At 76.4% G+C, this 9987-nt stretch carries 9 protein-coding genes; 5 read left to right on the forward strand and 4 right to left on the reverse strand.

Annotated features, from left to right (window positions below):
* Positions 1-53: 53 nt before the first annotated feature.
* Positions 54-290, reverse strand: a complete 237-nt coding sequence (locus PSR1_RS18365; protein WP_059438891.1) for a hypothetical protein — start codon at positions 288-290, stop codon at positions 54-56.
* 82 nt (positions 291-372) lie between these two features.
* Here PSR1_RS18365 and thiE point away from each other — a divergent pair, with 82 nt between their 5' ends.
* From thiE to PSR1_RS18385, 4 genes are all read left to right on the forward strand, one after another.
* The gene (thiE, locus tag PSR1_RS18370; protein WP_059438892.1) at positions 373-1041 is read left to right on the forward strand and encodes a thiamine phosphate synthase; all 669 of its coding nucleotides are present in this window, start codon (positions 373-375) and stop codon (positions 1039-1041) included.
* The gene (locus tag PSR1_RS18375) at positions 1038-1748 is read left to right on the forward strand and encodes a gamma-glutamyl-gamma-aminobutyrate hydrolase family protein (protein ID WP_059438893.1); all 711 of its coding nucleotides are present in this window, start codon (positions 1038-1040) and stop codon (positions 1746-1748) included. Before thiE ends, PSR1_RS18375 begins: the two co-directional genes overlap by 4 nt.
* Positions 1745-2485 carry a hydroxymethylpyrimidine/phosphomethylpyrimidine kinase gene (locus PSR1_RS18380; protein ID WP_059438894.1) on the forward strand — a complete coding sequence of 247 codons (741 nt, stop codon included), beginning with the start codon at positions 1745-1747 and terminating at the stop codon, positions 2483-2485. The genes PSR1_RS18375 and PSR1_RS18380 overlap by 4 nt, the downstream gene beginning before the upstream one ends.
* 747 nt (positions 2486-3232) lie before the next feature.
* Positions 3233-3964, forward strand: a complete 732-nt coding sequence (locus PSR1_RS18385; RefSeq protein ID WP_193388383.1) for a transposase — start codon at positions 3233-3235, stop codon at positions 3962-3964.
* Between the two features lie 21 nt (positions 3965-3985).
* On the opposite strand, the gene dnaB is transcribed toward PSR1_RS18385, so the two are convergent.
* Positions 3986-5407, reverse strand: coding sequence for a replicative DNA helicase (gene dnaB, locus PSR1_RS18390; protein ID WP_059438896.1), 1422 nt, complete (start codon positions 5405-5407; stop codon positions 3986-3988).
* Positions 5408-5622: 215 nt separating this feature from the next.
* Between dnaB and PSR1_RS18395 the strand changes: the two genes are divergently transcribed.
* Complete coding sequence (locus tag PSR1_RS18395; RefSeq protein WP_059438897.1) at positions 5623-6456, forward strand: LEA type 2 family protein; 834 nt, start codon at positions 5623-5625, stop codon at positions 6454-6456.
* A 207-nt stretch (positions 6457-6663) separates the two neighbouring features.
* Here PSR1_RS18395 and PSR1_RS24890 read toward each other — a convergent pair whose 3' ends face one another.
* Together PSR1_RS24890 and PSR1_RS18405 are read right to left on the reverse strand one after the other, a co-directional pair.
* On the reverse strand, positions 6664-8595 hold the full coding sequence (locus tag PSR1_RS24890) for a carboxypeptidase-like regulatory domain-containing protein (protein WP_059438898.1): 1932 nt from the start codon (positions 8593-8595) through the stop codon (positions 6664-6666).
* A 22-nt stretch (positions 8596-8617) separates the two neighbouring features.
* Complete coding sequence (locus PSR1_RS18405; RefSeq protein WP_059438899.1) at positions 8618-9763, reverse strand: YncE family protein; 1146 nt, start codon at positions 9761-9763, stop codon at positions 8618-8620.
* Between the last annotated feature and the right edge of the window lie 224 nt (positions 9764-9987).

Genomic DNA, 9987 nt, shown 5'->3' on the forward strand with positions numbered 1-9987 from the left:
CGGCGGCCAGCGCCGCGGCGAGCACGAGCGCGCGCCCGGCGCCGCGCGCGGCGCTACGGCTGCTGCTGCGGCGGGACCTCACCACCTCCGACGTCCTCCTCCGGCTCGTCGTCGAGATCGTCCGGCTCCTCGGCGCCGCTCATCGACGCCTCGATCGGCATCGCCTGGTCGGCGAGGTCGGGGAGCGCCTTCGTGAACTTCTCGTACTCCTTCTCGTCGACCTTGCCCTTGCGCAGGTAACGCTGCACCACGCGCTTGTCGACGAGCTTGTTCTCGAACGGGTCGGCCATGTCACTTCCTTGCTGTCTGGGCGGAGGCCGGAAAATAGGCCCCGCCTTGCGGCTGCGTCAAGCGCGTGTTACCGCTGTCGCCATGCCGGTTTCCGAGGCCTCTGTGAGCGCCGGGCGGCGCGCGCGGCTCGGCGGGCTCTACGTCATCGTGGGGGGTGCGGATCCGGTGGCGCAGGCGCGTGCCGCGATCGGCGGAGGCGCCCGCGCCGTCCAGGTGCGGATGAAGGACGCGCCCGCCGGCGCGGTGCTCGAGGCCACCCGCCGCATCGTGGCGCTCGCCGCGGGGCGGGCGCTCGTGCTCGTCAACGACCGCGCCGACCTGGCGCTCCTCGGCGGCGCCGACGGCGTCCACCTCGGGGACGACGACCTGCCGGTCCCGGAGGCTCGTCGGCTCGTCGGCCCCGACCTGCTGGTGGGCCGCACCACCCGGACGCTGGAGGAGGCCCGGGCCGCGCTCGCCGAGGGGGCCGATCACGTGGGCTACGGGCCCATCTTCGCCTCGCGCTCCAAGGCGCTGCCGGTGCCGCCGCGCGGGCTGGCGGCGCTCGCCGAGGTGGCGCGCGCGCTCCCCGCGCCGGTGGTGGCGATCGGCGGCATCGGGCTCGACGACGTCGCCGCGGTGGCGCGGGCCGGCGCGGCCTGCGCGGCGGTGATCGAGGCGGTGGTGGGCGCGGCCGATCCCGAGGCCGCCGCGGCGCGGATGCAGGCCGCCTTCGAGGCGGGGCGCGCCGCGCGGGGTGCGAACCCGTGAGCCCGCGGCCGCGGATCGGGATCACGCTCGACGCCGACGCGTCGGGCCGCCGCTACGAGCTGCCGCGCGGCTACGTGGAGGCGGTGCTGGACGCGGGCGGGCTGCCCATCCTCCTGCCGCACGCGGTGGACGTGGCCGGCGCGTACCTCTCGCTCCTCGACGGGCTGGTGGTGAGCGGCGGCGACTTCGACCTGCCGCCGGAGCTGTACGGCGAGGCGCGGCGCCCGGGCTGCGGCCCGTCGCGCCCCGAGCGCACCCGCTTCGAGAAGGACCTGCTCGAGGCCGCGCTCGCCGCGCGCCTGCCGGTGCTGGGCGTGTGCGGCGGCATGCAGCTCCTCGACGTGGTGCGGGGCGGCACGCTCTGGCAGGACCTGCCCGGCGAGGCCGGCCTCCAGGGGCACGAGCAGCCCGCGCCGAAGGACGTCCCCTCTCACGAGGTGACCATCGCGCCCGGCACGCAGCTCGCCGCGCTCTCCGGGGCTGGTCCGCTCATGGTGAACTCGACGCACCACCAGGCGGTGCGCGAGCCCGGGCCGGGCGTGCTCGTCTCGGCGCGCGCGCCCGACGGCGTGGTGGAGGCCATCGAGCTCCCCGACCTGCCGTTCGCGCTCGGCGTGCAGTGGCACCCGGAGGCGACGCGGGACGACCCGCGCCACGCCGCCATCTACCGGGGCCTGGTGGACGCGGCGCGGAGCCTGCGCCGGTGATCCCGCGGGTCCTGGTGGTGGCCGGCCTCGACCCGTCGGGCGGGGCGGGCCTGGCCGCCGACCTGGAGGCGCTCGCCGCCGTCCGGGCGCGCGGCTGGGCGGTCGCGACCGCGCTCACCGCGCAGGGCCCGCGCGGCGCGCGCGGCGTGGCGCCGACCACGGAGGCGTTCCTGCGGCTGCAGATCGACGCGCTGCTGGAGGGGCGCGAGCGGCCGCGCGCGGTGAAGACCGGCATGCTCGGGACCGCCGGGCTGGCCCGGGCGCTGGCGGCGCGGCTCGGGGAGCCGCCGCTCGCGCGCGTGCCGCTGGTGGTGGATCCGGTGCTGCTCGCCTCCTCCGGCGCCCCGCTCCTCGACGCGGGCGAGGCCTCGCCCGGCGAGGCGCTGGCGCCGCTGCTCGCGCGCGCGCGGCTCGCCACGCCCAACCTGCCCGAGCTCGCGGCGCTCACCGGCCTCGAGGTCGCGGACGACGAGGCGGCGGTCCGCGCGGCGCGGATGCTCCCCGCGCGCGCGGTGCTGGTGAAGGGCGGGCACCGCGGCGGCGCGCCGGTGGACCTGCTCGTGGAGGGGCGGCGGGTGACGCGGTTCACCGGGCGGCGGCGGGCCGGGACCGCGCGCGGCACGGGGTGCCGGCTCGCGTCGGCGATCGCGGGGCTGCTCGCGGGAGGCGCGTCGCTGGAGGAGGCGGTGCGCGGCGGGAAGCGGGTGGTGGAGCGGTACCTGGATCGGGTGCGCTGAGGGCGGGCGGGGCGCGGGGCGTCGGGGGTTGAGGGAGGGGGCGCGGCGCGGGGAAGACTCGCCGCTCGCGGTGAGCTCGTCGAGCCGCGAGCTGGACGCGGGGTGCGATGAACGGGGGGTGACGCCGGTCGCGTCGTGGAGTGGGGCAGGCGACGGTGGTGGCGGCGGGTGGGGCGGGCGTTGCTCGGGCTTTGAGGGGGCGAGGGCGGTCGGGGGCGGGACCGCGCTACCGGAACCGCGGCTGCGGGGATCGGCTCGCGAGAGGCTCGTGGGTGGGGCGGGGACGCGGGGGCGGGCGCGCGGGAACCAGTCAAGACATCGCTGACGGTCGCGCGTAGGGGTTCGAGTCACGGTGAACGCAGCTGAGGTCCGCGCAAGCGGAGCCCTCACCCCTGCGCCCCGCGCTCCACCCGCGGGCCTCTCGCAAGCCGATCCCACCGGCCCGGGTTCCGGTCACGCGGGCCCGGCCCCCGACCGCCGCCGCACCCTCGAAGCCTGGTGCAGTACCAGCACATCACTGACTGAAGTCGTCTCGGGACATCGCTGACAGGGGTGGCTGCTCGACCCTCACGCGGCCCCGAAGGCGCAGCGAGTCACGAGCGAAAAGCCTCGAACCGCGAGCTGGGCGCGGGAGCGAGCCTGGGCCGCCGAGGGGTGGCGTGCGGGCGCGGGGCGCTGCGCGGAACGCTCGCTTGCGGCCCACACGGTCAGTGGATCTCGGCATCACGCTGCGTTAATATCTGCCCAATCATGCGCGGCTCGCGTCAGCTCCGGTTCCGGCTTCCTCCTCCTCGCACCCACGGCGGCCGGCGGGCGGGCGCGGGGCGAAAGCCGAAGGGCGCGCGGGCGGGGGTGTCTCACCACGGGCGGCCCGCGGTCACCGCCTCCACGCCGGCGCACGTCACCTTGCGTGTGCTCCCGCACGTCTGGAACCTGCGCAGCCAGCGCTCGCTCCGCGTCGTCGAGGCGGCGCTCGAGGCGGCCGCGGCGGCCTGCGCCGCCTTCCGCGTGGTCCACTTCGCGCTCGAGGGCAACCACCTCCACCTCCTCGTCGAGGCAGACGGGCAGCGCGCGCTCTCCTCGGGGATGCAGGGGCTGTGTATCCGCCTCGCGAAAGGGCTGAACCGGATGATGGGGCGGCGCGGGAAGGTCTTCGCGGACCGCTACCACGCGCGCGTGCTGGGCACGCCGTCCGAGGTCCGCAACGCGCTCGCCTACGTGCTGCTCAACCACCGCAGCCACCTCGCGCGGCTGGGGAAGCCGGCGGGGCGCGGGGGCGTGGACCGGTTCTCCTCGGGGCGGTGGTTCGACGGGTGGCGCGGGGGCGGACCTGGGGTGCCGGACGGCGCGCGGCGGGTCACGGCGGCGCCGCGCACGTGGCTGCTCCGCACGGGCTGGCGGCGTGGTTCGACGGGCTCACCCCGAGCGGCTCGGGGACCGATCTCGCTCGACGAGGTTCCGCCCGCGGTCGGGGGCTGACAGGCGCTGACGGGCGCGCGCCTACTGCTGGGGCCGGCGGTCCATCTCGGCGAAGTAGGTCGTGCTCTTGAAGAACACCAGGTCGATGGTGCAGGTGGGGCCCTGACGCTGCTTCGCCACGATGAGCTGCACGGGGAGCGTGTCGCCGCTGGCGGTGCCCTGCTGGACGTCCTTGTTGTCCTCCTCGGCCCGGTGCAGGAACATGACGATGTCGGCGTCCTGCTCGATGGCGCCGGACTCGCGGAGGTCGGACAGCATGGGGGGCTCGCCCTTGCGCTTCTCGACGCTGCGGTTGAGCTGCGAGAGCGCCACGATGGGGCACTCGAGCTCCTTGGCCAGCGACTTGAGCGAGCGGCTGATGGTGGCGATCTCCTGCTCGCGCGACTGGTTGGACCGGTCGCTGGGCGCGTGCATGAGCTGCAGGTAGTCGATCATCACGAGATCGAGCCCGCCGTTCTCGCGCTTCAGCTTGCGGCACTTCGAGCGCAGCTCCACGGGCGTCAGCACGAAGTTGTCGTCGAGCCACAGGTTGGCGGCGCCGATGCGGTCGGCCTGGGTGGCGAGCTTGTCCCAGTCGTGCCGGGAGAGCTGGCCCTGCGAGAGCTTGCGCCAGTCGAGCTTGCCCTCGGACGCGAGCATGCGGAGCGCGAGCTGGTCGGAGGGCATCTCGAGCGAGAAGAACGCCACCTTGCGCTGCGCCTTGGTGGCGGCGTGGGTGGCGATGTTCAGCGCGAACGCGGTCTTGCCGACCGAGGGGCGGGCGGCGAGCACGGTCAGCGTGCCGGGCTGCAGCCCGAGCGTGTTCCGGTCGAGCGTCTGGATGCCGGTGGGCACGCCGGTGATGGGCGACAGGCCGGCCTGCACCCGCTTCTGCACCGCCTCGAGGTTCTCGAGGGCGCGCAGCACCGGCTCGGAGATCTTCTTCAGCGTGTCGACGCTGGTGCCCTGGGCCGCGCCGAACACCTCCTGCTGCGCGGCGTCCAGGAAGTGCTGGACGTTCGCCCCGGCCTCGTACCCGCGCTCCACCAGCCGCTGCGCGGTGAGCATCATCACCCGCAGCCGGGCCAGGTCCTGCACGGTGCGCGCGTAGTGGCCCACGTTGGACGCGGTGCCGATGGCGCGCGCCAGCGTGAGCGGGAGCTCGTGCGGCACCGCCGAGCCGAGCAGCCCCTTCGCGTCGAGCCGCTGCTGGACCAGGATGGGATCGAGCGTCTTCGACTCGCGGGCCAGCTCCTCGCACGCGCCGTACACGTGCTGGTGCGCGAGCAGGTAGAAGTCGCCGGCCCGGAGCAGCGCGGCCACCTGGTCGAAGGCGGTCTCCTCCACCAGGATCGCGCCCAGCACCGCCTGCTCGGCCTCGAGGCTGTGGGGGAGATCGCGCGCGGAGCGCAGGGGGGAGACGCCGGCCTCGGCGACGCGGCGGGCAGGATCCGATTCGGCCATCAGGCGGCGCAGCCTACCAGCCGACTGTGACCCGAGCACTGTCGATGTTCGGTGGACAACCGCCCAAAACGCATGGAAAAACAGCGTGGAAACGCTGTGGACGGCCTGTGGATGGGCGGTGGACGGCCGGCCCGCCCCGCCGGTGTGCCCTGCGCGGGTGAGGTGGGAGGCGGCTCGGGCGCGCCCGCGTCCCGCGGCCGCGGTACAACCACCCCATGCGATCCCTCCGGCTCCTCGCCCTCACCTCGATCGTGGCGCTCTCCGGCTGCGCCGCCCTCAACCAGCTCGCCGCCTCGGCCTTCGAGAAGCCGAAGCTCACCTTCCGCTCCGCCACGCTGCAGTCGCTCGATCTCGAGGGCGCCACGCTCGGCTTCCTGTTCGACCTCGAGAACCCGAACGGCTTCGGCCTCACGCTGGCGCGCCTCGGCTACGGCGTCGAGGTGGAGGGGACGCGCATCGCCGCCGGCGACATGCCGGGCGGCCTGAAGATCCCGGCCGCGGGCAAGGCGCCGGTCACGTTCCCGGTGCGGGTGCGCTTCAAGGACGTGCCGGGCATCGTGTCGCTGCTCGGGCGCCAGCAGGAGTCCATCCGCTACAAGCTGGGCGGCACGGTCGGGGTCTCCACGCCGGTGGGCGTGGTGGACCTGCCCATCTCCCACGAGGACAGCCTGAAGCTGCCGCGCCTCCCCGGCTTCACGCTGGAGGGGCTGTCGGTCCGCTCGGTGTCGCTCTCCGACCTCGCGCTCGACGTGAAGCTGCGGGTGAAGAACCCGAACGCGTTCGCCATCCCCTCCGGCACGCTCGACTCGGCGGTCTCGCTGGCCGGCAGCCAGGTCGGGCGGATCGACGGGCGCGCCCTGGCCGCGGTCCCCGCGCAGGGCAGCACGGTCCTCACGATCCCGCTCAAGGTGGACCTGGTCCGCGCCGGCCGGGCCGCCAGCGAGCTGATGCGCGGGGCGCCGGTGGACGTGGGGATGCGCGGCACCGCCGACCTGGGCGGCCTGCCGGTGCCGCTCGACGTGGGCGGGCGCGTCCCGGTCGCGAGGTGAACGAAAGGAGACGCCCGGCGGGGAGACCGTCCGCCGGGCGCCTCGGGGCCGGCATGGGAGGGGAGGAGCCGGCCTGTCTCCACCCTGATGCCCCGCGGGCGTGCCAGCAAGCCCCCGCCCGAACGTTCCGCGCGTGCGGGTGCGGTGGCCCGCCACGGGAACTTCCCGCGGCCGGGCGGCCCCCCCGCCCGCGGGGCGCGGGCGCGCTCAGCGCACGGTGAAGGCCACCTCCGCGCCCGCGGCGAAGCTGAAGAACTCGCCCGAGATGCCCGCGCCGGTGACGTTCTTCACGAGCGCGACGTCCTGGCCGGCCGCCGCGTAGGGCCCGCACAGCGCCATCACCGCCGCGGTGTACGCGCCGGGCGCGAGCGGCTCGCCGGTGGCGAGCGAGCGGACGTCGAAGGCCCGGTCGCTGCCCCAGTGGAAGTCGCCGTCCCAGGGCTCGGCGGAGGCGGTGACCGCGGCCCAGTAGAGCGGCGCGTAGTCGGGATCGGCGGTGCCGGCCTCGACGGCGGCATCACTCCAGGCGGCGCGCAGCCCGGCGGCGTCCACGGTGGCGCCCTCGGTCGGCGACGTGAACGTCGGCTCGCCCACGAGGTAGGTGAACCCGGTGCCGTCCACCGCGCCGTCGCCGTTCGCGTCCACCGCGATGCCGTAGCGCCGGCCCGGCTGCGCGGCGAAGGACGCGGCGTACACGCCGGTCTGCGCCGCCGCCAGCGGGAGCACGTGCGCGCCGTCCGGGCCGGTCACGGTGATCACCGCGCCGTCGGTCGGCAGCGGGTCCACGAGCTCGCCGTCCGGCCCGGGCAGCCCCTCGCTCACCAGCGCCGCGGCGCCGTTCGCGTCCACCCACGCGACGACCTCGTAGGCGACCTTGCTCAGCAGGCCCACCCGCACCACCAGCGGATCGGCGGGCGTGCCGACGCCGGCGGCGGCGGCCTGCATCTCGCCGGCCGCGCCGGCGAGCGAGGCGCCCCCGGAGCAGGAGCGCGCCACCAGCCCGGTGAGCGGCAGGTCGTCCACCTTGCCGAACTCGATGTACTTCGCGCCCGGCATGCCGGTGAGCGAGCCGTCGAGGTCGAACCCGGTCTGGTAGGCGACCACGCTCGAGGCGCCGTCGCGGAGCGCCACCACCTGGAAGTTCCCGTTCGCGTCGGTGTACGCCGTCGTCCCGGGGAACGCCTCGACGCGTGCGTTGGGGAGCGGCCGCCCGTCCACCGCCGACACCACCCGCCCGTACAGGTCGGCGCACTCGTTCCCCTCCGGCGCGGCCCCGTACCAGGAGAAGTGGCGGATGGAGGCGCGCAGCACCGGCGTCTCGCCGTCCACCGTGGAGACCGCCACCGTGCCCTCCACGAAGTCCTCCCAGGCGCCGGTGGCCGGATCGTAGGAGTAGCAGTGGATCACCGTCCCCAGCGGGTAGCGGGGACGGAGAGCCGGCGGGATGGGCAGCTCGACCACCGCGCTCGCCGAGGGCTTCAGGTTCACGCGGCGGCCGGAAGGCTCGTAGATGCTGAACTCGGCGAAGGTCACCGGCGCGAGCACCGTGCCGCCGGCGCTCCCGGCCACCAGCTCGCCGGGGAGCACCGCGGTCTCCTTGCTGGGATCGACCGGCGTGATGGTCACCTCCAGCTCGGTGGCGTCGGTGTCGAGGCTGCCGGCCGGGAGGATCACCGCGTACGGGCCGGCCTCGGTCACCTCGGAGAACGTCCGGGCGGTGGACGGATCGTACGGCTGCCGCGCGCCCTCGCGCTTCAGCGTGGCGAGCACCGCCTCGGAGCGGTCGCCGGAGCGCGCGCCGGCGTAGCTCGGCGCGTAGCCGGGCCGGGTGAACGTGAGCCGCACGTCGCCGGCGGCGAGGCCGGCCAAGGTGAACTCGCCGGCCGCGTCGGTGACCGCGGTGCGGCCGCCGGCGGCGACGGTCACGCCGGCGAGGCGCGCGCCGCTGGCGGCGTCGGTGACCGCGCCGAGGACGGTGTTTCCGCCGCCGGTCGGCGGGGGCGGGGGCGGGGTCGCGCCGCCGCCGCCTCCACCGCCGCCGCCGCAGGCCGCGAGCGCGGCGCCGAGGAGGAGCGCGGGGAGGGCGGGGAGGGCGGGCGCGGCGCGCGCGCCAGCCCGGGAGGTCGAGGTCGGGTGCATCGGGGCTCCTGTCGGAACGGGTTCAGGGTGCGGGGGGAAGCGGGGCGGGGCCGGGCACCACGGCGACCGCGAAGGAGAGGCCGTCCACCGGGAGGGCGCGCGCGACGGCGAGCGTCTCGACGTCCACCGCGAGGACGTGCCCCTCGGTGCCGGACGACACCACCCAGGCGACGCGGCCGTCCGGCGAGAGCGCGGCGTGGCTCGGGTTGGCGTAGGGGCGCGCGGCGGAGCGGAGCCGCTCGGTGCGGACCTCGCCGGTGTCGAGGTCGAGGCGCGAGAGGGAGTCCGAGTAGTAGTCGAGCGCCAGCACCCGGCGACCGCCGGGCAGCGGCAGCAGGCCCATGGGCCCCGGCGCGGCGGTGAAGGCCGGGCCGGCGCCGGCGCCCGCGGCGACGGGCGTGACGGTGTCGGAGGCGAAGTCGGAGACGAGCACGAGCCCCCGCTCCGGCACGGCGAGCAGCGCCACCGGATCCGGGCCCACCGCCACGTCGCCGAGCGGCGCGAGGGTGACGGCGTCGAGGCGGCGGATCACCGCGGGCGCGCTCGAGGGCGGCTTCGGCCGGAGCGCCACCAGCACCTCGCCGCCGAGCTGCGCGAGCGCCACCGCCTCGCGCGCCTCGCCGGCGGGCTCGAGCGCCACCCGCCGGCGGATGGCGCCGCTCGCGAGGTCGAGCTCCGTGAGCGCGCCGGAGCGGACGTGGGCCACGAGGAGGCGCCCGCCCGGGAGCGCCAGCATGGCGATGGGCCGCTCGCCCACGTAGCGCGGCGCCGGCCCACCGGGCGCGCCGTGGCAGACGGCGCAGCTCGTGGCCGCGGCGGCCTCCGCGGTGGCGTGGCCGGCGATGGGCGTGCCGTCCGCCCGCGCCGGAGGGAGCGGGGCGGTGAGGAAGGTCCGGGTGACGCGCGCCGCGGCGGGGTCCAGCTCCGCCACCGCCTGCGAGCCGGTGAGGACGACGAGGAGCCGGTCGCCCACCGGCAGGAGCTGGTGCGGCAGCTGGCCGACCGGGATCCGGCGCACCGTCTCGCCGCGCTCCGGATCGACCACCGCCACGCTGCCGCTCGCCGCCTGGCTCACGTACAGGTGGTGGCGCGCGCCCGGCGCCTCGGGCGCGGGCGCGCAGGCGAGCGCGAGCGCCGCAGCCGCGGCGCGTGAACCCTTCGTGAGCACGTCTCCCCCCTCCGTCGCCGCCGCGCCGGGCGCGGCGAGCGGCGCAGGATGCGCGCGGCGGGCGCGGCGGGGGCGGTCCTTCTCGGGGGAGCGGGCGCGCGGGACGGGCGGCCTGCGCGCGGGGACAGGCGCCGCGGCGGCTAGAGCGCGAGCCGCAGGAGCGGCGTCGCCACCAGCACGCCCAGGCCGGCGACGATCATCACCACCCCGGCCACCGCGCCCTC

This window comes from Anaeromyxobacter sp. PSR-1 (genome assembly GCF_000964525.1).
Taxonomy (GTDB): Bacteria; Myxococcota; Myxococcia; order Myxococcales; family Anaeromyxobacteraceae; genus Anaeromyxobacter.

Excerpts from the sequence above, each read along its gene's own strand:
- PSR1_RS24890 (WP_059438898.1), bottom strand. The coding sequence starts at position 8,595 with ATGCACCCGACCTCGACCTCCCGGGCTGGCGCGCGCGCCGCGCCCGCC.
- PSR1_RS18365 (WP_059438891.1), bottom strand. The coding sequence starts at position 290 with ATGGCCGACCCGTTCGAGAACAAGCTCGTCGACAAGCGCGTGGTGCAG.
- thiE (WP_059438892.1), top strand. The coding sequence starts at position 373 with ATGCCGGTTTCCGAGGCCTCTGTGAGCGCCGGGCGGCGCGCGCGGCTC.
- dnaB (WP_059438896.1), bottom strand. The coding sequence starts at position 5,407 with ATGGCCGAATCGGATCCTGCCCGCCGCGTCGCCGAGGCCGGCGTCTCC.
- PSR1_RS18395 (WP_059438897.1), top strand. The coding sequence starts at position 5,623 with ATGCGATCCCTCCGGCTCCTCGCCCTCACCTCGATCGTGGCGCTCTCC.